Source organism: Pseudodesulfovibrio hydrargyri (assembly GCF_001874525.1).
Lineage (GTDB): Bacteria > Desulfobacterota > Desulfovibrionia > Desulfovibrionales > Desulfovibrionaceae > Pseudodesulfovibrio > Pseudodesulfovibrio hydrargyri.
The window spans coordinates 721,651-743,885 of the sequence record NZ_LKAQ01000004.1 but is presented as its reverse complement, the minus strand read 5'-3'; the positions used below and the strand labels follow the sequence as shown (position 1 = coordinate 743,885).

At 66.1% G+C, this 22,235-nt stretch carries 19 protein-coding genes; 6 read left to right on the top strand and 13 right to left on the bottom strand.

The genetic code is table 11. From position 1 onward, the window contains the following. The first annotated feature begins 7 nt into the window (after window positions 1-7). From BerOc1_RS07855 to BerOc1_RS07840, 4 genes are read left to right on the top strand one after another with little or no spacing between them, the layout of a single operon-like run. Complete coding sequence (locus BerOc1_RS07855) at window positions 8-475, top strand: hypothetical protein (RefSeq protein WP_071545164.1); 468 nt, start codon at window positions 8-10, stop codon at window positions 473-475. Window positions 476-477: 2 nt separating this feature from the next. Next, window positions 478-1,473 (top strand): hypothetical protein, encoded by a 996-nt coding sequence (locus BerOc1_RS07850; RefSeq protein ID WP_071545163.1) that lies wholly within the window; start codon window positions 478-480, stop codon window positions 1,471-1,473. A 46-nt stretch (window positions 1,474-1,519) separates the two neighbouring features. Continuing rightward, complete coding sequence (locus BerOc1_RS07845) at window positions 1,520-4,042, top strand: DUF7483 domain-containing protein (protein WP_129586502.1); 2,523 nt, start codon at window positions 1,520-1,522, stop codon at window positions 4,040-4,042. A gap of 11 nt (window positions 4,043-4,053) precedes the next feature. Further along, window positions 4,054-4,488 carry a tail fiber assembly protein gene (locus BerOc1_RS07840; protein ID WP_071545161.1) on the top strand — a complete coding sequence of 145 codons (435 nt, stop codon included), beginning with the start codon at window positions 4,054-4,056 and terminating at the stop codon, window positions 4,486-4,488. A 197-nt stretch (window positions 4,489-4,685) separates the two neighbouring features. Here the strand turns inward: BerOc1_RS07840 and BerOc1_RS07835 are convergent, their stop codons facing one another. The 5 genes from BerOc1_RS07835 to BerOc1_RS07815 all read right to left on the bottom strand — a co-directional run bounded on the left by BerOc1_RS07835 (window position 4,686) and on the right by BerOc1_RS07815 (window position 8,967). Then, the gene (locus BerOc1_RS07835) at window positions 4,686-5,198 is read right to left on the bottom strand and encodes a cupin domain-containing protein (RefSeq protein WP_071545160.1); all 513 of its coding nucleotides are present in this window, start codon (window positions 5,196-5,198) and stop codon (window positions 4,686-4,688) included. 8 nt (window positions 5,199-5,206) lie between these two features. Next, complete coding sequence (locus tag BerOc1_RS07830) at window positions 5,207-5,416, bottom strand: SlyX family protein (protein WP_084641246.1); 210 nt, start codon at window positions 5,414-5,416, stop codon at window positions 5,207-5,209. A 72-nt stretch (window positions 5,417-5,488) separates the two neighbouring features. After that, window positions 5,489-6,373 carry a DMT family transporter gene (locus tag BerOc1_RS07825; RefSeq protein WP_071545158.1) on the bottom strand — a complete coding sequence of 295 codons (885 nt, stop codon included), beginning with the start codon at window positions 6,371-6,373 and terminating at the stop codon, window positions 5,489-5,491. Window positions 6,374-6,464: 91 nt separating this feature from the next. Continuing rightward, complete coding sequence (locus BerOc1_RS07820) at window positions 6,465-7,649, bottom strand: THUMP domain-containing class I SAM-dependent RNA methyltransferase (protein ID WP_071545157.1); 1,185 nt, start codon at window positions 7,647-7,649, stop codon at window positions 6,465-6,467. Window positions 7,650-7,668: 19 nt separating this feature from the next. Further along, window positions 7,669-8,967 (bottom strand): hypothetical protein, encoded by a 1,299-nt coding sequence (locus BerOc1_RS07815; RefSeq protein ID WP_129586501.1) that lies wholly within the window; start codon window positions 8,965-8,967, stop codon window positions 7,669-7,671. 302 nt (window positions 8,968-9,269) lie between these two features. Between BerOc1_RS07815 and BerOc1_RS07810 the strand changes: the two genes are divergently transcribed. Continuing rightward, entirely contained in the window at window positions 9,270-9,827 is a 558-nt protein-coding gene (locus BerOc1_RS07810) for a hypothetical protein (protein WP_071545155.1), read from the top strand. Between the two features lie 423 nt (window positions 9,828-10,250). Here BerOc1_RS07810 and BerOc1_RS07805 read toward each other — a convergent pair whose 3' ends face one another. After that, complete coding sequence (locus BerOc1_RS07805) at window positions 10,251-11,525, bottom strand: Y-family DNA polymerase (protein WP_071545154.1); 1,275 nt, start codon at window positions 11,523-11,525, stop codon at window positions 10,251-10,253. Between the two features lie 363 nt (window positions 11,526-11,888). After that, window positions 11,889-12,350: a LexA family protein gene (locus tag BerOc1_RS07800; RefSeq protein WP_084641244.1), complete on the bottom strand. Its 462-nt coding sequence runs from the start codon at window positions 12,348-12,350 to the stop codon at window positions 11,889-11,891. A gap of 231 nt (window positions 12,351-12,581) precedes the next feature. Here BerOc1_RS07800 and BerOc1_RS07795 point away from each other — a divergent pair, with 231 nt between their 5' ends. Further along, window positions 12,582-13,727 (top strand): TRAP transporter substrate-binding protein, encoded by a 1,146-nt coding sequence (locus BerOc1_RS07795; RefSeq protein WP_071545152.1) that lies wholly within the window; start codon window positions 12,582-12,584, stop codon window positions 13,725-13,727. A 303-nt stretch (window positions 13,728-14,030) separates the two neighbouring features. On the opposite strand, the gene BerOc1_RS07790 is transcribed toward BerOc1_RS07795, so the two are convergent. The 6 genes from BerOc1_RS07790 to BerOc1_RS07765 form a co-directional block, all read right to left on the bottom strand. Next, entirely contained in the window at window positions 14,031-15,362 is a 1,332-nt protein-coding gene (locus tag BerOc1_RS07790) for a sodium:solute symporter family protein (protein ID WP_071545151.1), read from the bottom strand. A gap of 10 nt (window positions 15,363-15,372) precedes the next feature. Beyond that, window positions 15,373-17,361, bottom strand: a complete 1,989-nt coding sequence (gene bioA / locus BerOc1_RS07785) for an adenosylmethionine--8-amino-7-oxononanoate transaminase (RefSeq protein ID WP_071545150.1) — start codon at window positions 17,359-17,361, stop codon at window positions 15,373-15,375. Between the two features lie 201 nt (window positions 17,362-17,562). Beyond that, a complete protein-coding gene (locus BerOc1_RS07780) occupies window positions 17,563-18,885 on the bottom strand; it encodes a TRAP transporter large permease (RefSeq protein WP_207503299.1) in 1,323 nt (440 codons plus the stop codon). After that, the gene (locus tag BerOc1_RS07775; RefSeq protein ID WP_071545149.1) at window positions 18,886-19,452 is read right to left on the bottom strand and encodes a TRAP transporter small permease subunit; all 567 of its coding nucleotides are present in this window, start codon (window positions 19,450-19,452) and stop codon (window positions 18,886-18,888) included. A gap of 374 nt (window positions 19,453-19,826) precedes the next feature. Next, window positions 19,827-20,876 (bottom strand): cytochrome d ubiquinol oxidase subunit II, encoded by a 1,050-nt coding sequence (gene cydB / locus BerOc1_RS07770; protein WP_084641240.1) that lies wholly within the window; start codon window positions 20,874-20,876, stop codon window positions 19,827-19,829. Window positions 20,877-20,901: 25 nt separating this feature from the next. After that, window positions 20,902-22,215, bottom strand: coding sequence for a cytochrome ubiquinol oxidase subunit I (locus BerOc1_RS07765; protein ID WP_071545148.1), 1,314 nt, complete (start codon window positions 22,213-22,215; stop codon window positions 20,902-20,904). Window positions 22,216-22,235: the final 20 nt, after the last annotated feature.

Sequence of the window (22,235 nt, the reverse complement as noted above, 5' to 3'; positions counted from 1 at the left end):
GATAACCATGGGAAATCAAGCTTCCACGCAGGTGCTGCAACAGGGAGTCGACCTGTTCAGCGACGTGACGGACTTTTTGGGCGATCGGAACAGCCAAAAAACGGCTGCCTCAAACGCCAGGGACCGGGCCGCGCTCATCGAAACCGACGCGGCGGGTGCGGCCCACGACACCCGGCGGCGGGCCGTGCAGGACGCCGCCGGACTCCGGGGCGAGCGCGAACGGGTCCGTTCCCGGGGCAACGCGGGCTGGGGCGGCTCGGGACTGGCCATGTCCGGGTCCAAGGCGCTCATCCGCGACGCCGAGCGGCTCAAGGACCGCCAGGCCGAGGAGGACGTTCTCTTCAAGGGCGAGATGAATGCCCGGTCCGGCCTGCGCTCGGCCCGCAGCAGCGCGAACGCGCTGCGCATCGACGAGAACGTCTCGCCCGCGCGCTCGACCTTGTCCATGGGGTCCAAGATCTACGGGAGGAACTGAGCATGACCATTTCCTCCACCGAAACCAAGGCGATCTATGCGGGCGACGGGTCCACGGACACCTTCCCGGTACCGTTCATGTTCCTGCGCAACGAGGACATCCGGGTCCTGGTCATCGATCGGGACGGCCTGGAGCGGCCCCGGTACGAAGGGATCGACTACAACCTGTCCGGGGTCGGGGAACAGATGGGCGGGACCTGCGTCCTGGCCAGCCCTCCCGAAGCGGGCCAGACCGTGGTCGTCAGCCGTGAACCGGCCCTGGTCCAGGAGGTGGATTACGTGGAGAACGACGCCTTTCCGGCCGCCACCCACGAAGCCGCCCTGGACAAGCTGACCATGATCTGCCAGGCCCTGGCCGAAAAGCTGGATCGCGCCCTGACCTTCCGAATCTCCTCGGCAGTGACCGGCGTGAACCTGCCCGAACCCGGCCCGGACCTGGTGCTCGCCTGGAACGCCAGCGGCGACAACCTGGTCAACAAGGACGTGGCCGGAGCGGGTGGTCTGACCGTTCCCGTGCCCATCAGCCAGGGCGGCACCAACGCGGACAACCCGGCCGAGGCCCTGTTCAACCTCGGCTTCGGCGCCGTGGGCGTGACCGTGGCCGGGTGCGAGGACGAGGCCGAGGTCCTGGCCGCCATCGGGGCCGAGCCCGCGGACGTTGCCCTGCTCAAGGCGAACCGGCCCGGCCTGCTGCGGGCCGCCTACGGCGACGACGCCCAGGTCCACTCGGGACCGGACCTGTCCGGCCTGGCGGTGGACCGCAACCACGTGGCTTGGATGCTGACCGGCGACAGCCTGTTCAGCGACGTCCCCCTGCCCTATGACGGGACCTACGTCTTCCACGTCTACCCCGGAGGCAACGCCCTTTCCCTGGCCGCGAGCTACAAGAACGACGGTTTCCTGCCGTCGCCCAAGCCGGACGCCGGGGAGATCCGCATCGTCCTGGAACAGTACAACGCGCGCAAGACCATCGTGTCCCTGCAGAACATGGAGGTGTAGAGTGCTGACTCCCAAGGAAACCGGCGGCCGGGGCGGCGTTTATGCGGTGCCCATAGCCCATGCCGCCCTGTGCGAGAACGGCTTTTCGTCATCCGGGGCCGTGGCGGCGAACGCGACCGTGGCCCTGGGCTGGAAACCGACGGCAGTGGACACGGCCCATCCGCTGTGCGACCCGACGCATCACTATCTGCTGACCGTGTGCAAGGCCGGAACCACGGTCACGGTCTGGAGGCAGGACGTGGAGCTTGGCAGCTACACGATCACGGCCGCGACCTACGCCGGGCTCCTGTCCGAGGCGCTGACCGCGTTCGCCGGAACGGTCAAGGGGTACGTTTCCCGGTTGGTCGTGGTGGAGGAGGCGCTGGACTTTACCGCCTTTTACCAGCCATCCGGCGCGGTGGCCGGTCTGTGGGTGCCGCGCAGCCTGGGTGGGCTGGCCCCGCAAGCCCTGCTCGACTTCACCGACGCCGCCGACCTGGGCGCGGACAGGTCCGGCAACGGGAACCATTGGACGTTGCCCGGGGCCGTCCAGTCCGTGGACACGCCGACGAATAATTACGCCACCCTCAACCCCCTGGCGTCGACGACCGGTGAAGCGGCGCTTTCCGGCGGCAATCTGGTCATTGGCGGCGCTGGGTCCGGCGCTCCCTGGGGTTGCGGAATATCCACAATCGGCCTTGACCAACCGTTCTACTTTGAGGTGACGCTCGGAAATCTGAGCGCTCAGAATTACGCTATTGCCGGAATATTGGTTGACCCTGTGTCGATGTCCTCTGTCACATACCCAGGGGACTCTGCGGATGGTTGGGGGATACAGTCGTTGAACGGCAACTTGTACCTGTACCATGCCGGGGGAAGCTCCAATCTTGGGGCGTGGGGAGACGCATACGCTTGGGATGTGTTCGGCCTGGCGGTTGACCCGGCAACCGGAAACGCGTGGGTTCGCAAGAACGATTCCGCGTGGTTCGGCGGCGGAGACCCCGTTGCCGGAACCTCTCCGACATTCTCGGCAAACAGCGGGATGACCTTTGCGGCTGTGGCCATGCTCGATTCCGTGGGAACTTCCACGGTCGACTTCGGGCAGAACGGGTATGCCTGCACGCCGCCGGAAGGCTTTTTGCCGCTGTGCGACGCATCCCGGCCCGAGCCTGCCATATTGGATCCGTCCGCGCATTACCATGTGTCCACGTTCGTTGCCCGTGCGTACACCGGGACCACGCGCGCGGACCCGAGCGGGGCAACCGTGTTCGGCAACCTGGTGAGCGCCGGGGGGAACGCCGCCGCGTTCGACGGTATCAAGGTCCAAAACGCGGGGACGGACGCGGCCTATGGCCCCGGTGAAACAACCGGCATAATCGGGCTTGACCTCGGCGTCGGCAACGAAGCCGTCTGGCAGGGGGCGGTATGCACCTCCACCGCCAACGCCGGATTCTGGGGACAAAACAACCCTGCGGGCATGTGGCTGGAAATGTGCGGAACCAACGACGATCCCACGGGCGACCCGGAATGGACGTTGCTTGGGGTGTCTCTCACGTTCAACGACAAGTCCGGCTATCTTGGGCAAAAGGCCATTCAGGCCCCGCACTCGACCCCGTACAGGGCATATTGCGTCAGAATACGCTCCGCGGGCGACGCCGGGCTCGGGCCGGCAATAGGGGAGGTGGAGTTCTGTACGGGCGTTCCTGAGACGCGCGTGGACGTGGGCTTTGACGCGGAAAACGAGGATTGGCTTCTGGTCCTCAAGGGGCTCGGCGCGCAGCCGTGGTATTGGGTCAACACGGTCTGCGGGCTGGACCGCTACATCGACCCCGCCTTGGCGGATGGGGAGGTTGTGCTTTCCCAGCCCGTTACCGTGTCGGGTAACTCCATCACCATCCCGGAGGAGATGATGGTATACGGCTGGACCTATTCCGTCACGGTCATCCGGGCCGGGGCGGACACGGGATTCGACATCGCGACCTACACCGGCGACGGGACCGCCCTGCAGAAGGTGGACCACGGGCTTGGGCGGGTCCCGTTCATGTTTGCCGCGTTCGGCCGGTCCGGCATCAGCGACAAGTCCACCTATTGGGAGATTTGCGGGGCCGACAAGCGCATAGATCTGGCGTACGCCACCGGACAAACCACAGGCGTGTGGGGGAACGCCTCGCCCACGCCCACCCAGTTCGCTGTGGGCGGCGGGTACGCCGATTCCAACGCCGCAGGGAGAAATTACGTCGCCTTCCTGTTCGGCAGGACGGAATTCATCGAAGAGCTGCACTACACGGGCAACGGTTCCGTGGACGGACCTTTCTGCCCGACGGCCGGAGTGGTCGAGCGCATAGAGTTTTTGCGCGCCCGCAACCAAGCCTATGGCTGGAACAATCTCGATGTCCTCCGCAACCCTTACAACCCCATGGACAGGACCCTGCACCCTCATGACGATACGGCCGAGGCCGTGGCGGACGCCCTGGTCATGGCTTCAGCCGGCTTCAAACCCCTGACGGGTGCCAACGCGTTCAACGCCAACGGCGAGGAATACCTCGGCCTGGGCCTGGTCAGACAATCCAAATACCGAAACGCCTTCTAAGGAGAACAATCATGTGGAAATACCCTGACGGAACATACCGGCACAATCCCCCGGCCCGCGTGGAATACGCGGGATACGTCCGCGACTTCGCGGACCTGACCCCGGCCCAGCGCGACGGGATCGGCTACAACGAGGCAATGCCGTTCAAGCGCGAGCCGTTCACCGCCTACGAGACCGAGTGGGTCAAGGGCGAGGACCTGGTCTTTCGAGAGGCCGTAGTCAGCGCCGTGCTGGACGAGGCGGCCCGGGACGAGGCCGTGGCCGAAGCCCTCCGGATCGAACGGGACCGGCTGCTGGCCGAGAGCGACTGGACCCAGCTGGCCGACGCGCCGCTTGACGATGCGGAAAAGACGCTCTGGGCCGCCACCCGCCAAGCCCTGCGCGACGTGCCGCAACAGGCCGGGTTCCCCCATGCCGTGGCCTGGCCCGAAGCGCCCGCCGCCTAGACCCGGCAACGAAGCATATTGTCATCCCTACCTTCCCACCTCAACACGGGGCGCGTTCCTTTCGGGGGACGCGCCCCCCTCCCATGGGGAGAGATCAGTAGATGAAGGCCGCTGCGCGGCGGTTGACGGGTGACTTCGCCTCCGGCGGGCAAGGGCTCGCCCCCTTGCATCCCGTTTTGCGCCTGCGGCGCGGGAGGTTATGCAGCGGTCAGACGGATGATTTGTTCGCGGAATTGAGGGTAGCGGGATATCAGTTCGGCGCGGTCGCCGTGGGCGTAGTCCTCGTATTCGAAGCCCGGGGCCACGGTGCAGCCCATGAGCGCGAAGTCCGCGCCGGGCAGCAGGCGCAGCCCCTGCCAGCAGTCGCGTGGGACCACTATCTGCGGGCGCTGTCCGGCCAGGACGTCGTTGCCGAAGAGAACGGTCTCGCCCGCCCCGTCCGGGTGGAGCCTGAGCATCTCGCACGGGCCGCCCGCATAGAAGTGGAAGGTCTCGTCCGAGACGAGCCGGTGCATGTGCGAGTACGTGTCGGGCGTGAGCAGGTAATAGATGGCCGTGCCGAAGGCGCGCGGCCCGGCGTACCGGTCCGGCAGCACCTCGTGGGGCAGGGACTCGTCGGCCCGGTGGGTCTCCCTAAACCAGCCGCCCTCTTCGGGGTGGGGGCTCAGGCCGAGATACTCGATGATTTCCCTGGCGGTCGGTGTGTTCACGCTCCCCCCTAACCGTTGTAGTGGGGCGGGGGCACGTCCGCCGGTCCGGAGCTTTCGATCTCCTCGTCCAGGGCGCGGACTTTCTTGGCCAGCCGTTCCACCAGCCGCCTGAGGTCCTCGATCTGCTTCTGCTGATCGAATATCTGGTCGCTCAGCTTTTCCATGGTCCGGTCCTGGAGCGCCACCAGGCTCTCCAGCCGTTCTATCCTGTCGTCCATGCCGTCCTCCTTGCTGGGGCGAGTATGCGCCATGGGCGCGGGGTTGGCAACGGCCTTTGCGGCCGGGCCCGGTCAGGCCCGGTTGGTCAGGTACACGCCGCTGATGACCATGAATCCGCCCACGGCCAGGGAGAGGTGGATGGGCTCGTCCAGGAGCAGAAAGCCGGTCAGCACGGCAAAGGCCGGGACCATGTTGATGAAGATGCCCGCCCGGGACGCGCCGATGATGCTGATGGCCCGGTAGTACCAGTAGTAGGCCAGGGCCGTGGCCAGGAAGCCGAGGAAGATCACGCAGCCCCAGTCAACGGGCCGGACGTTGGCGAGGTCCGCGACGAGCCCTTCGGCCAGGGCCGCGGGCAGGAGCATGAGGGTGCCGGTGAAGCTCGACCAGGCCACCGAGGTCAGCGGGGGCAGGTGCTTCATGACCGCTCGCCCGCCCATGGTGTAGGCGGTCCAGCTGGCCACGCAGCCGAGGATCATGAAGTCGCCCCGGCTCACGCCTCCGGCCAGCAGGGCCAGCGGGTCGCCGTCCGCGATGACCACGGACACGCCGATCAGGGAGATGAGCGCCCCGGCCGCGCGCAGGGGGCTGAACCGTTCCCCGCAGAACAGGGCCGAGATCACGGCGATGCACACGGGCGTGCAGGCCACGATGAGCGCGGCCCGTCCGGCCGAGATGGTCTGCAGGCCGGTGAAGAAGAAATAGCTGTAGGCAAAGACCCCTGTGGCACCCAGGAAGACCACCGGCAGGATCTGGTCGCGTCTCAGCCGGGGCAGCCGCCCGTCGGCCCGCCAGCACATGTACAGCAGGATGATCGAGGCCAGTCCGAAGCGCAGCAAGGCGGCGGTCATGGGATGCACCGACTGGGCCAGGACGCGTCCGGCCACCCAGGTGCCGCCCCACAGCATCATGCTCAACACGAGCAGGACGTAGGTATAGGTCAGGGATTGCTTCATGGTCGGTGGGGTATACTCGCGAACGTGCGAATAATCCACCCCCGGAGCAGGGCTTTTCCCGATGGCCCCCATCGCTCCCCGCGATGCCTGCCTACTGCGGGCCGCCGCCCTTTTTCGTCCCGGCGTAGAGTTCGTATTCCAGCAGACGGCACTCGATCTTGGCGTTCCAGAAGACGCGCCGCCGCTTGGTGCGCAATCCCACGCACTTGGCCAGGTCCATGTTGCCGGTGAAGATGAATCCGGCCTTGCCGCCGCAGCGCCGCTTGAAGAAGTCGCCGATCCCCTTGTAGACCGCCTTGAGCGATTCGATCTCGCCCAGGCGCATGCCGTATTCCGGGTTGAGCATGACCACGCCCGGCCCTTCCGGCACCTCGGTCTCGGTGAAGTCGCAGACCTGAAATTCGATGAAGTCGCCCACCCCGGCCAGGCGGGCGTTGTCCCTGGCCGCCTCGATGGCCTCGGGGTCGTGGTCCGTGGCGATGATCCGCCCCTTGATCTCGGGGACCTCCGCGTCCTCTGCCTGGCCGAGCAGGTCGTCCCACGCCTCGGGGGTGTAGCCGACCACGCGCATGAAGGCGAATTCGTCGCGCAACAGCCCCGGCGCGCCGTTCATGGCCATGAGCGCGGCCTCGATGGGCAGGGTGCCGGACCCGCACATGGGCGCGATGAAATGGCCGCCCTCGGCGGCCAGCCCGGGCCAGCCCGAGGCCAGGACGCAGGCCGCGGCCAGGGTCTCCTGCATGGGCGCCTTGTGCGGCCGCTTGCGGTAGCCTCGCCGGGGCAGCGGTTCGCCCGTGGTGTCCAGGTAGAGCGTGGCCCGGTTCTCGCGCCAGTGCAGGAACAGGCAGACCCCGCTTGTGTCCGGGCCCGAGTCCGGCCGGGCTCCGGTCAGCCCCGTGAACCGGTCGGCCACCGCGTCCTTGACCCGCAGCCCGGCGAAGCGCGCGTCGTTGACCGTGGTGTCGCGCACCGACGCGTCCACCCGGAAATAGCCGTCCGCCGGGATGTACTCCTCCCAGGCGATCCGTTTCGCCTCGCGGTACAGCTCGTCCGCGTCGAAGGCCCGGAACCGCTTCAGCTCGAAGAGCACGCGGTGGCCGGTGCGCACCCACAGGTTCAGGCGCATGCAGTCGTCCAGCGAACCGTGGACCTCCACGCCCGCGTCCAGGGGGATGGTCCGGGAAAAGCCGAGCCGAGTGAGCTCCGCCTGGAGGTACTCGGGCATGTCCCTGGGGCAGGTCACCAGGATGGGGGCCGTGTCGGAAAATTTCGTCATGTTCGCTCGCAGCTCCGGCCTAGAGGGGGCGCATGCCCGGTTCGCGGGCCGGATCGTCATCGGTTTGAGGTTCGGGGACCGGTTCGGCCCGTCCGTTTCCAGGATCGCCGAGGCCGGACAGGGACGCGTTCCGTGGCGCGGACAAGGCCAGGATCAGGCCCAGCCCGGCCACCGCGCCCGTGGACGGTTCATAGAAAAGCGGGGTGGACATGCCCTGGACAAACAGGACGGCGGTCAGCCCGGCGCCCATGCGCGTCGGCCGCCGGAAGACCAGGATGAACAGCGCGGCCAGGCAGGCAGCGGGCAGGATGGCCCCCCAGCCGAGGATGCAGCGCAGCCAGAAGGACGGCACCTGGTTCAGATGCGCGCCGAACAGGGCGGGCGTTTCCGCGACCCGCTCCCAGACCGGGATCATCTCGGGCGGAAAGGCGAAGGGCAGGGCGCGGTTCAGAGGCAGCCCGGCGATCAGGACGGACGGGTCCTGCGAGAACAGGACCATGGACTTGGCCCACAGCCAGTAGTCCACGTACCGGGCCAGGTCCGAGGGCGTGACCGGCAGCAGGAAGGTCGCGGCCAGGGCCGCGAGGCAGGCCAGGAACACGGACGCGCGCAGGATCCGCCCGCCCCGGCCGAAAAAGACATAGACCCAGGCCGCGGCGAACAGCCCGGTGCGCGACAGGGTGGCCAGCAATCCGGCCAGGATCAGGGCCCGGTACACCGGCTTGCCCTGGTCCGGCTCATGCAGTCCGTTGTCCGCCGGTCCGGGCCTGAGCGAGGCGCACAGGCAGACCAGCAGCAGCCCGGCCAGCAGGTTGGCGTCGCCGATCCAGCGCAGGGAGGGCGCGGCCCGGTAGATGAACGCCTCCACGGCCAGGTCGAGCACGCAGACCAGTCCGAGCGCCGCCCCCCACCGCTGGAAGGCCGCCCGGTCCGGCGTTCCGAAGGTCAGGACCCACAGCCAGCAGAAGCCGAGCATGATCACCGGCGTCAGTTCCGGCAGCAAGGGCGTGAGATTTCCCAGCTTGAAAAGGAGGACCTCGCGATGCCGGACCACGACGGCCGCAAGCCCGGCGAACATGGCCAACTCCAGGAAGAAGCGGGTCCGCAGCCGTCGACCCGAGCGCCGGAACAGGATGGCGTGCGCCGTGCCCAGGGCCGCCAGGATCAGCCAGGGCAAATACGGCGACCCCTCCGGGCCGGGACCGGCGAACCGCGAAAGCAGGGTCCCCAGAGGCACCGCCGCACAGGCCACGGCCAGGGGCACCGCCGCCAGCCTGGACCAGGTCCGTTTCTTGGGCTGTTCCTGTTCCATACGCACCGTCAATTACCTCTTTGGGCACGCCAGGTAAAGGCGGCTCTGCGAGTCGGAATTGGTTTTTCCCCAATGATTCCGAGGCATCTGTTTTTTGACCGTCCCTGAAATCGTGGGATTTTGCGGAGCCAAATTTTCTAGATAATATCTTGAAATAATTATGATAATGGGATGACAGGGAGAGGTGTACGGCAACCGCTTCAAATATTTTGATAATATTGTCCTGCGCGCAAAAATGGTATATGGTCGCGGCGTGTTGCCAAGCCTGGGGGGGCATGCGTGGACGGTTCTCAGTGACTGGAGAGTCCATGAAAAAGGTTGCACAGACCCTGTCCGTGAAAACGGTCTTCGTTCTGTTTGTCCTGCTGTCCGTGTCGGGGCCGCTGTCCGGCTGCGCCGTGGTCGCCCCGCTGCTCGGCGCGGGCGGGTTCGCGTTCGCACCCCTGCAATACGCGTCCACGGCCTACACCGTCGGCGAGTTCTCCTACGAATACGCGGCCAACGACAAGACGCCCGGCCAGGTCGTGGAGGACAAGTACAACGCCATGGTCAGCGGCGAGGCCTTCAAGCTGCCCGAGTACCTCCAGGCCGAGCCCGCCGGGCCGGAAGCCCCGGTCATGACCGCCCAGGCCGAAACCCCGGAATCCTCCATGGACCAGGGCCCGGCCCTGTCCGAGGAAGCGCGCCGCAGACGCATCGAGAACATCCTCGGTAAACGCCGTACCCAGTTCCAACGCCTCGAAATGCGCCGCATGGCCTTTCTTCAGGCCGGCCAGCCCAGACAAGCCCTCAGTTTCAACCAGACCACCCGAACCGGAACCCCGAATCTCGTCCAGGCCACCGGTTCGCAGGTCTCGCTGGATTGATGCGGGGAGGCCTCCGGCGAGCCCTCGCCGGGCGGGCGTGAAAGGGATGCCTCCGGCGGCTTAAGAACCTTTTGGGAAAAAGGTTCTTAAGAATCTCCCAAACTTTTTGGCGCCGCTTCGCGGGGGCGGGCGCGTATGTGCGGCTGGTTTCGCGCGGAGTGCGGGAGTAGCTTGGCCGGGCGGTGTCCCGAAGAGTTCGCGCCGGACGTCCACGGGCCTCGGAGGGCCGCCCGGCGCGAACTCTTCGGGACGGTTGCCCAACGCCGCGGGCGAGGTTGCGCGGACACGGCCAAGCGGTCTTGCGGCGTTTTGTGACTGCGGCGGACCTATGATCCTTTTCAGTAATAGTCTTTCTTTAAAAACAACCCTGCGATTTCGGGCAGAAAAAACGGACGGAACGGCGGGAGGCATCCCCAATGCTCCTTACTTCGCCAGCACTGTCAGAATTTCCTCCCAGACGGTGGTGTACCGGGGCGAGCGCATTTCGCGTTTCATGCGCCAGTCGCGGGTGATGCCCGAGGCGGCGAAGGAGAGGGTGTCGCGTCCCCAGCGCTTGTTGACGCGGTCCACGGCGCGCATGAGCGGGGTGTCGCCCGGCCGGTGGTCGGGGGGCAGGGCGAGCAGACTGAGCCAGCGGCCGTGTTCGGGTTCCAGGCCCGAGAGCATGACCCCACACTTCTTGTACTGGTAGCCGTGTTTGAAGATGCGTTCCATGCCGGTCTTGGCGGCCCGGATCAGGGTGGGGGTGTGGGCGGTGGCCACGGGCAGGGGCACGGACAGGGCGTTGGAGTATTGCGGCTGGCCGAGCCTGAAGGAATTGGTCTGCAAATGGACCGTGATGTTCGCGGCCACGGCTTCCTGTCCGCGCAGCCTTTCGGCGGCCCGGGTGGTGTATTGGGCGGTGGCTTCGAGCATGTGGTCGAGCCGCGTGACCGGGTGGCCGAAGGAGCGCGAGGACACGATGGTCTTCTTGTTAGCCGGACCGGCGTGGAAGCCGTGGCAGGGGAAGCCGCGCAGTTCCAGCAGCGTGTGCAGCCCGGCCACGGTCATCTTTTTCTGCACCCAGTCCCGTTTCAGCTCGCGGAACTTGAGCGCGTCGGTCACGCCCAGGGCGCGCAGCCGCTTGGCATGGCGCGGGCCGATGCCCCAGACGTCGCCGATGTCGGTCCAGCGCAGCACCCGGTCCGGGTCCGGGCTGGTGGTGAGGTCGAACACGTCCCGGCTGCGCGGCTGTTTCTTGGCGAACCGGTTGGCCAGCTTGGCCAGGGTCTTGGTCCGGCCGATGCCCACGGACACCGGGATGCCGGTCCAGGCCAGGACCGTGGCCCGCACCCGCCGCGCGTACGCCTCGGCCCCGCCCGGCACGCCGCTCAGGTCGCAGAACGCCTCGTCGATGGAATAGACCTCCACACCCGGGCAGAACCTTGAGAGAATCCGCATCACCCGCGCGGACATGTCCCCGTACAACGCGTAGTTGGACGAGAACACGGCCACCCCGAGCCGCTCAAGCCGCGCCCGGCACTTGAAATACGGCGTGCCCATGTCGATCCCCATGGCCTTGGCCTCCGAGGACCGGGCGATCACGCATCCGTCGTTGTTCGACAAGACCACCACCGGCCGCCCGTTCAACTCCGGCCGGAACGCCCGCTCGCACGACGCATAAAAATTGTTGCAGTCAACCAACGCATAACTGGCCATGGCGCGCCTCCGGCGGCCGGGGGAAGGGGAGGAAAAACCCTTTGAAAAGGGTTCTTTCCTCCCCTTCCCCCGGACCCCCATCCCCTCCTTTTCCCAAACTTTTTGTATCCGCCTTCGGCGGGGCGGGACGCACTAAATGGCACCGCCGCAACAACGAGCCAAGGTCCCCGCCGACCTCCCCCTGGAGCGATTCGAGTGCGCAGCACCCGACAGCGGCTCTCTCCCCCGCGCTTGGGATAGGCTTTCGAGAGTGGTGCAGCTGTGCATTTTTTTCCAGGGGGCTTTCACCGCAGCGTAGCCGTCTACGTGAGGATGAAAGCCCCCTGGAAAAAATGTGCAGATGCGCCGCTATCGGAAGCCACTTCACACCTTGTGAACCACATGCAAAACAACTCCCCAGACTTGGAAGTCCGTCTCCTCCGAGAGCGGAATGACCTCATATTCCGGATTTTCCGGGGCGAGCTCCAGGCCGAACGGTGTCTTTCTCAATCTCTTCACCGTAAACTCCCCATCCACCAGAGCAATAATGACATTACCCGGCTTGGGGTCCAGGGAGCGGTCCACCACCAGGAGGTCGCCGTGGTGGATGCCCGCGCCGATCATGGAGTCGCCGGACACGCGCACGAAGTAGGTTGCCTCCGGGCGCGCCACCAGATGCTCGTTCAGGTCCAGCCTTTTTTCCAGGTATTCCTCGGCGGGCGACGGGAACCCGGCCGGGACCGACTCCCCGGCCAGGGGCACGGCCAGCCGCGGCCCGAAATCCGGCCGGGCCACGGCCCGTACCCAACGGCCCGCCGAAAGTGCCGTGTGCAGGCAAGAATCCATGTATTGTCCTTTTTTGTCAATTTTGATAAAACATTTTCCGTAAAATAGGTTGAGTTGTCAATATTAATACAACAAAAATAGGCAAAAAAAGGGGACGACCGGGTCGGGAAAATGGCGGCGCACCGGGGCGGACGGCTTGCAATCGGGACTGAAATCATGCACGTTTTTTGCGCAATACCACTATATGCGGCCCATGGACGGCCGATGCAATGTTTCCATATCGGAGGAAAGATGAAGCGACGCGACTTTTTGAGCAAGGCGGCCATTGCCGGCCTGGCGGGCGGTACGGCCCTGTTGGCGGCCTGCAACGACGACGCCGGAAAGACCGGCGGGGCCCAGGGCGAGGCCAATCAGGCCGCGGCCCCGGCCCAGGTCGGCAAGACCGTGCACTGGAAGATGGTCACCACCTGGCCGCCCAAGTTCCCCATCCTGCAGACCGGGGCCGAGGACCTGGCCAAGCGGATCGAGGCCATGAGCAACGGGCGCATGAAGATCGACGTCTACGCGGCCAACGAGCTGGTGCCCGGCCTGGGCGTGTTCGACGCCGTGTCCCAGGGCACCGCCGAGTGCGGTTCCGGCTCCCCCTACTACTGGGCGGGCAAGGACCCGGCGTGCCAGTGGTTTTCCGCCGTGCCCTTCGGCCTGAACGCCCAGGGGTTGAACGCCTGGTTCTACTCCGGCGGCGGCCTGGACCTGTGGGACGAGGTCTACGGCCAGTTCAACCTGATCGGCCGCCCCATGGGCAACACCGGTGTGCAGATGGCCGGTTGGTTCAACCGCGAGATCAACTCCATCGATGATTTCAAGGGCCTCAAGATGCGCATCCCCGGCCTGGGCGGCAAGGTCATCGCCCGCGCGGGCGGCACGGTCGTGCTCCTGCCCGGCGGCGAGATCTTCACCTCGCTCGAGCGCGGCGTGATCGACGCCACCGAATGGGTCGGCCCCTTGCACGACCTGCGCATGGGCTTCTACCAGGCCGCCAAGTACTACTACACCCCGGGCTGGCACGAGGGCGGCAGCTGTCTGGACGTCATGTTCAACAAGGACAAGTTCAACGCCCTGCCCTCGGACCTCAAGGCCATCTGCGAGTCCGCCGCGGCCCATACCAACCTGCAGGCCCTGTGCGACTTCGAGGCCCAGAACGGCGCGGCCCTCAGGGAGCTGGTCGAGAAGCACCACGTCGAGGTCCGCAAGCTCTCCCCCGAGATCCTGGCCGACCTGCGCGTCCTGGCCCGCGAAGTGGTCGCCGAGGAGGCCGCCAAGTCGCCCCTGGCCACCAAGGTCGCCAAGGGCTTCAACGAGTTCCAGAAGCAATGGGGCTCCTGGGCCGACGTCTCGTCGCGCACCTACTTCGACACCATGTCCATCGGGGCGTAAGTCCGGCGCATCGGCGCAAAAACAAGGCGCGGCTGCCCCTTCGGGTGGCCGCCGCGCCTTGTTTTTGCGCCTCGCGCCGGAGTGTCGGCTCCGGATAGCGGCGAATCTGCGCATTTTTCGAGGAAACGTCCGATCCTCACGTAGGAAGACTACGCTGCGGTCGGCCGCCCCCTCGAAAAATGCACATCTCCACCACTCTCCAAAGCCTCGGTACGGCGGTGGGGGCGTGCTGGCGGCACGGCGCTGCGCTGGCGCCGCTTGGGAGTGTGGGGTGGGGACGTTGCTGGCGCAACGTCCGGGAGGTTAGGCTCCCTCGACCTTGGCCGGGGTTCGTTGGGGGAGGAGGGCGGCGGCGGACAGGGCCAGGGAGAGGCCGACACCGGCGAAGCTGAAGACCTTGAGGCCGGTCCAGGCGGCGGCGATGCCCAGCGTGCCTCCGGCGAGCATGGCCAGGAGCATGGTGCGCGGGTTGATCGCCCGTTTGCCCCAGGCCAGGATGGCCACGAACATGGGCGCGACCACGCCGCAGACGTAGATGTCGTTGGCCGCCAGGAGCAGGGACAGGATGGAGCCGCCGGATTTGGCCACGACCAGCGCGCCCAGGCCGATGCCGAGCATGAGCAGGCGGCAGCGGCCCGTGCTTTTGCCGCCTATGAGGTCGTGTTCCAGGATGGTGGCCGCCGTGATCAGGCAGGAATCGGCCGAGGAGACGATGGCCGAGAGCAGGGCGAAGATCAGGGCGGTCCCGGCCCAGGCGGGCATGACCGAGGGCACGACCTGGGTCAGGATGGAGTCCGCGTCCGTCCCGGCCGGGGCCAGGCCGCGGGCGAACAGGCCGATGCAGACGATGAGCACGGCGGACAGGGCGATGCCCGCGCTGCCGAACAGGGCGCCCCGTCTGGCCTGGCGTTCGGTGCGGGCCGAGAAGAGCCGTCCGAAGAGCATGGGGCAGACCACGTAGCTGCCGCCCACGATGAGCATGAAATAGGTCCACTTGGACAGCGGGAAGGCCTCGTTGGTCCATTGCAGGTTCATGTCGGCCAGGGAGACCGGGGAGGCCGTGGCCGTGTAGTACAGGGCCAGGCCGAGCCCGGCCGCGACCAGGCCGTACTGGACCACGTCGCTCTTCATGATCGAGTTCTGGCCGCCGAGCAGGGTGTAGGCGGTGATGGCCGCCGCGCAGGCGATCAGCGCCGTGGAGTAGTCCATGCCGGACAGGGCGGTGGCCGCCTTGGCCGCGGCGATGTACTGGGCGGCCAGGATCGAGGCCCAGGCCGGGACGATGATCAGGGCGGTCAGCCTGCGCGTGGCGGGCGAGATGAATTTTTCGGCCATGTCGGGCAGGGTGCAGACCCCGCTCTTGCGCACCTTGGCCGCCAGCAGGGAGCCGAGCACGAGCAGCCCGGCCGCGCCCGAGCCGAGCCACCAGAAGGCGGGCGTTCCGGCGGAAAAGGCCAGGCCGGTCATGCCGATGGTCGCCGACGCGCCCACGCAGGAGGCCACGATGGACACCCCGACCACGCCCGCGCCGCGATGCCGTCCGGCCACGGCGAAGTCCTCGAAGTCCTTGCGCTTGGCGTATTCGTAAACGCCCATCCCGATGAACAGGGCGAAATAGAGGGCGAGCAGGGTCATGGCGGTCTCCTTACTGGTGGGCGCGGGCCGTGATGGCGTCGTGTATGGCCGCGCCCAGGCGGGCCGTTTCGTCCCGGTTGATGATGTACGGCGGCATGGCGTAGATGAGCTTGCCGAAAGGCCGCAGCCACACGCCGTGGTCCACGAAAAAGCGTTGCAGGTTCGGCACGTTGACCGGGTTCTCCATCTCGACCACACCGATGGCCCCGAGTACCCGGACGTCGGCCACGCCCGGCAGTTCGCGGCACGGGCCGAAACTTTCCTCAAGCCATCCTTCCACCGCGCGGACACGGGCTTGCCAGTCCGTGTCTCTGAGTATGCCCAGGCTGGCCCGGGCCACGGCGCAGGCCAGCGGGTTGCCCATGAACGTCGGGCCGTGCATGAACACGCCGCCGTCTTGCGAGATGGTCCGGGCCACATCATTGGTGGCCAGGACGGCGGCCAGGGTCATGGTTCCGCCGGTCAACGCCTTGCCCACGCACAGTATGTCGGGCGTCACGGAGCTCCACTCGCAGGCGAACAGTTTGCCGGTGCGGCCGAACCCGGTGGCGATCTCGTCCAGGATGAGCAGCACGCCGTGTTCGTCGGCCAACCGGCGCAACCGGCGCAGGTATTCGGGATGGTAGAAGCGCATGCCGCCCGCCCCCTGGACGATGGGCTCCACGATGACGGCCGCGATCTCGGCCTGCCGCTCCCGGAAGATGCGTTCCGTCTCCCGGAAGCGCTCGGGGTCGAACGGCTCGCGGAACGGGCAGTCCGGCACGGGCGCGAAAATCTGTTTGGGCAGCAGGCCGGAGAAAAGATGGTGCATGCCGTTGTCCGGGTCGCACACGGACATGGCCCCGCAGGTGTCGCCGTGGTAGCCGCCGCGCACGGTGAACAACCTGGTCCGCCCGGTCTCGCCTTTGGCCTGCATGTATTGCAGGGCCATCTTGATGGCCGCCTCCACGCTGACCGAGCCGGAATCGGCCAGGAAGACGTGGTTGAGCCCGTCCGGGGCCATGTCCAGGAGGTCACGGCACAGGCCGATGGCCGGGTCGTGGGTCAGGCCGCCGAACATGACGTGGGGCAGGCGGCCCAGCTGGTGGCGGGCGGCACGCAGGAGTTCCGGGCGTCCGTAGCCGTGGATGGCGCACCACCAGGAGGCCATGCCGTCGACCAACTCGCGGCCGTCGTCCAGGACGATGCGCGCGCCACGGGCCGAGCGGACCTTGTTCACGGGCAGCGGTTCCAGGGCCGAGGTGTAGGGATGCCAGATGTGGTCGCGGTCGAAATCGAGTCCGTCGTCCACTGGCCGTGGGCCGGGCAGGTATTCCAGGGCCCGGGCCGCGTGGGCCGTGATCTCGTCCACGGGAGCGCCGGAGAGGTGCGGGATGTCGGCCAGGATGGGCACGCCGCTCAGTTCGGCGATGGCCTTGACGTTGTCCCGGCGCAACCCTTCATCTCCTGCGGTCGGGGGCGTGGCGTTGGTCATGATCACCCCGGCCACGTCCAGGCCGCGCCCGCGCAGGACCTCCACGGTCATGAGCGCGTGGTTGACCGCGCCCAGCTTGTTGTCCGCGACCACGACGACCGGCAGGTCGAGCCGCGCCATCAGGTCGAGCATGGTCCGTCCGTTGCCGAGCGGTACGGCGCAGCCGCCCGCGCCCTCCACCAGCACGGTGTCGTAGCCGTGGGCGAGCCTTTCGACCCCGGCGGCGAGGTCGTCGGGATCGAGCGTCTCGCCCGCAGCCTCGGCGGCCAGGTGCGGAGAGCAGGCCGGGACGAACTTGCGGCAGCACGCCTCGGGGTAGCCGTCCGGGAAGTACGGCCCGGCGAACCGGGCGTAGACCGCAGGGTCTTCGGCCATGAGTCGGCCGTCTTGCCGAGGGCAGCCCGTCTGCACCGGCTTGAGCGCCACGGCATTGCGCCCGGCGTCCAGCAGCGCCCGGAGCAGGGCCGCGGTGGCCAGGGTCTTGCCGACGTCGGTGTCGGTGCCGGTGATGAAGTATCCGTTCATGGAAAATGGCGGTTTCGTGCCGGGAGGCGGTTCCCGGCGCAGGGGCGCAACCTTACACCGCCCTGGGGCTTTGGGCAAGCCGGGCTGAAAGTGTTTGATGCAAACAGCTGTTTATATTGATGTATGACGTGATAGGCAGGCGTCGCGGCCAGAAGAAAAAGCCCCTGTCCGCAAGGGACAGGGGCTTGAATATCCGGGGCGTTATTCGCCGAAGACCACCGAGGGGAGCCAGGTGGCCAGTTCCGGGAAGATGATCACCAGTCCCATGCCCAGGAGCTGGAGCAGGACGAAGGGGATGATGCCCTTGTATATCTGCCCGGTGCGCACGTACGGCGGGGCCACGCCCTTGAGGAAGAAGAGCGAGAAGCCGAACGGCGGGGTCATGAACGAGGTTTGCAGGTTGATGGCGAAGAGGATGGCGAACCACAGGGGGTTGAAGCCGAAGTCGTGCATGATCGGGGCCAGCACCGGGATGTGGATGAAGGTGATCTCGATGAAGTCCAGGAAGAAGCCGATGACGAAGATGATCGTCATGACGATGAGCATCACGGTCCATTTCCCGAAGGCCAGGTGGGTGATGTAGTCGCGGATGACGTGGTCGCCGCCCAGACCACGGAAGACCAGGCCGAACGCGCCCGCGCCCACCAGGATGATGAAGACCATGGATGTCAGCACCGTGGTGGTCATCATGGTCTCGCGCAGCCGTCCAAAGGTGAACCGGCGGTTGACCATGGACAGGACGACCGCGCCGGCCGCGCCCACGGCCGCCGCCTCGGTGGGCGAGGCCACGCCCGCGAAGATGGAGCCGAGCACGCAGGTCATCAGCAGCAGCGGCGGCACCAGGGCCTTGAAGACCCGCCTCCACAGCCCGGCGGCCAGGATCTCGTTCCATTCCTCGTCCGGGATGGTCGGGGCGCAGGCCTTGTTGAAGTGCGAATAGATGATGATGTAGACGCAGTACAGGCCGACCAGGAGCATGCCCGGGATGACCGCGCCCATGAACAGGTCGCCCACGGACACGCCGATGATGTCGCCCAGCAGCACGAGGACGATGGACGGCGGGATGATCTGCCCGAGCGTGCCCGAGGCCGAGATCACGCCCGTGGCCAGCTCGGTCTGGTAGCCGCGCCGCAGCATGGTCGGCAGGGAGATGAGCCCCATGGTCACCACGGTGGCCCCGACGATACCGGTGGACGCGCCGAGCAGCATGCCCACGATGACCACGGACACGGCCAGGCCGCCGCACATGCGCCCGAAGAGCAGGGCCATGGTCTCAAGCAGATCCTCGGCCAGCCCCGAGCGTTCGAGCATGACCCCCATGAAGATGAACAGGGGCACGGCCAGCAGGGTCTGGTTGGTCATGGTGCCCCAGATGCGCATGGGCAGCAGGTTGAAGAAGTCCCAGCCGAAACCGATGATCCCGAAGACCAGGGAGGTGCCGAGCAGGGTGAAGGCCACGGGAAAGCCGACCATCAGGAGCAGGGTCAGGACCCCGAACATGATCAGGGGGAGCGCTTCCATCATCTAGGCACCCTCCCCTTTGGCCGGTGCGGCCTCTTCCGTGGTCCCGGGGGCCGGTTCGTACGGCCTGCCGAGGATCTCCAGGAAGGCCTTGACGCCCATGGACACGCCCTGCAAGGCGACCAGGGCGAAGCCGATGATGATGAAGAACTTGAGCACGTACCTGGCCGGGAGCCCGCCGGGGTCGCCCGATCCCTCGTGGATGGCCAGGGACATGCTGAAGAACTTCCACGAGGTGTCCAGGACCAGGAAGCAGCCGGGCAGCAGGAAGAAGAGCACGCCGAGAAAATTGATCCAGGCCCGGGTCTTGCGGCTGAGGCGCTGGTAGACGACGTCCACGCGCACGTGTTCGTCCTTGAGCAGGGTATAGCCCGCGCCGAGCAGGAACATGGCCCCGAACAGGTGCCATTCCAGTTCCTGGACCGCCAGAAAGGTGGTATTGAACGCGTATCGCATGATCACGTCCCCGGTCACCACCACGACCATGAGCAGGGATAAGTATCCCGCCAGTTTGCCGACCCATTCGTTGAGCCGGTCGACGCTTCGCACCAAGCCGAGCAGAATCGCCATCGAAATCCTTCCTTGAAAAACGGCGACGGATCGCCGGATAACGAATTATATGAAAGCATTGCCCGGTGGCGCTCACGCGGGGCCGACCGCAATGCCCTAAGAGGTTGTGCAAAGAATGGTGCAACCTAGCAGAACCGCCGTGGGTTGTAAAAAGATAGAAAGGGGACCCGGCGGCCGGAAGCCAGACGCGGCGGGGGTTGCCGGGCGGTCCGTTTGGGCTCTCTTTTGCCCGGATTTTCGTTTTGCGCCCTTTGCGAGGGCCTGCGGCAGGGGGAAACCGTGCCCGGAACGGTTTTTCGGGCAAAAGGGCGAAAAAAAGCCCGGCCCGGCGGATTGCCGGACCGGGCGGTCTTTCGCTTCAGGGAAGTTCCTCCCTAGTACTGCAGGTCGTCCTCGGTGATGGCCGTGGCGAACCGCTTGTAGACCCAGGACTGGTAGCCGATGACCAGGGGCACGAAGATCACGGCCACCACGAGCATGATCTCCAGCGTCAGGGGGCTCGACGCCGAGTTCATGATGGTCAGGCTGTTGGCCGGATTCGGGCTGGACGGGATGATCGCCGGGAAGATGCCGACCACGCCGAACAGGGCCGTGCCGCCGATGTACAGGCCGCTGGAGGCCCAGGCCATCCAGTACTTGCCGGCGCCGAGGTAGGTGCGCATGAGCACCAGCCCGGCCACGGGCAGCAGCAGGATGACGAACAGCACCGGGTAGACCAGGTAGTTGGCGAACAGCTGCGTGGACATGGCCGTGTAGGCCAAAAACAGCACGGTCAGGACGACCACGCCGGGCCACAGCTTGGTGGCCACGGACTCGGCCCGCGCCTTGAGCTCGCCGGTGGTCCGGATGCACAGCCACAGTGCCCCGTGCATCATGAAGATGGTCACGAACAGGATGCCGCCCGCAATGCCGTACGGGTTGAGCAGGCCGAACAGCCCGGCCTGGGAGAACCCGGTCTCGTCGAGCGGGATGCCCTGGAAGATGTTGCCGAAGGCCACGCCGAGCAGCAGGGCGGGCAGGAAGGAGCAGACCGCGTGGGCGGTGTCCCAGGCCTTTCTCCAGCCCGGGCTCTCCACCTTGGAGCGGAACTCGAAGGACACGCCGCGCACGATCAGGGTGAACAGAAGCAGCATGAGCGCCAGGTACAACCCGCTGAACATCTGCGCGTAGGCGTAGGGGAAGGCGGCGAAAGTCACGCCGCCGGCCGCGATGAGCCAGACTTCGTTGCCGTCCCAGAAGGGACCGGTGGAATTGAGCAGGGCCCGTTTGTCGGTCTCGGACCGGGCCAGGAAGGGCAGCAGGGTGCCCACGCCCAGGTCGAAGCCGTCGAGGATGAAGTAGACGGCCCAGAGCACGCCCCAGAGGATGAACCAGATCATCGCCAGGTAGTAGTGCAGCGAACCGGTTTCCATCAAAGTAGTCATAGATTTTCTCCTTTATTCGCTGGGATTAGGCCTGGATGGGCGTATTGTCCTCGGGACCCTTCTTGGCCAGCTTGACCATCAGCCAGATGCCGACGGCGCCGAGCAGGGCGTAGAGCAGGGTCATGAGCACCAGGGTGAAGCCCACCTCGCCGGCTCCCACCGGGGAGACCGCGTCCGAGGTGCGCATGAGCCCGTAGACGATCCACGGCTGGCGGCCGACTTCGGTCAGCGTCCAGCCCGCCCACAACGCGAAGTAGGGCAGCGGGATACAGAAGGGCAGCGCCTTGAGGAGGCGGGGATATTGGTCCACCTTGTTGCGCACCAGGAATCCGAACCCGGCCAACAGGATGAACAGGGTGCCCAGGCCGACCATCAGCCTGAAGGAGAGGAAGGACAGGACCACGGGGGGCCGGTCTTCCTTGGGGAAGTCGCTCAACCCCTTCACTTCGGCGTTGAAGTCGTTGTAGGCCAAAAAGCTCAGCACGCCGGGCAGGGGCAGGGCCTCGAGCACGTTGCCGTCCTCGCCCGGAATGAGCAGGAGATACATGGGCGCGTTTTTCTGGGTCTCCCAGTGGGATTCCATGGCCGCCAGCTTGGCGGGCTGGGTGTCGGACAGGTTGTTGCCGTGGATGTGGCCCTCGGCCGCGGTGAACAGGGCGAAGACCAGGGCCACGGAGATGCCCAGGTTGAAGGATTTCTGGAAGAATTCGGTGTTGTTCTTGCGCAGCAGGTGCCACGCGGAGATGCCGACGATGAAGAACCCCGCCAGGAGCAGGGAGGCCGGAACCACGTGGAAGAATTCGAGCCAGGCGTACTTGTTGGTGATGACCGCCCAGAAGTCGGTCAGCTCGGCCCGGCCGTTGCGCAGGACGTAGCCCACGGGATTCTGCATGAACCCGTTGGCGATGAGAATCCAGATGGCCGACAGGTTGGAGGCTCCGGCCACCAGCCAGGCGGTGATGGCGTGGGCCTTGGGCGAGAGCTTGTCCCAGCCGAAGTGCCAGACGCCGATGAAGGTGGATTCAAGGAAGAAGGCCGCCGTGGCCTCGATGGCCAGGAGCGAGCCGAAGATGTCGCCCACGTACATGGAGTACCGGGACCAGTTGGTGCCGAACTGGAACTCCAGGGTGATGCCGGTGACCACGCCGAGCGCGAAGTTCACCAGGAACAGTTTCCCCCAGAACTTGGCCATTTTTTTGTACACCTCGTTGCCGGTGCGTACGTAGGCCGTTTCCATGCACGCGATGAGGACGGACAGCCCCAGCGTCAACGGCACGAAAATGAAGTGGAACATGGTGGCTGCGGCGAATTGCAGCCGGGAAAGCATCAGCACATCCATACAAACCCCCTTGTGGATAT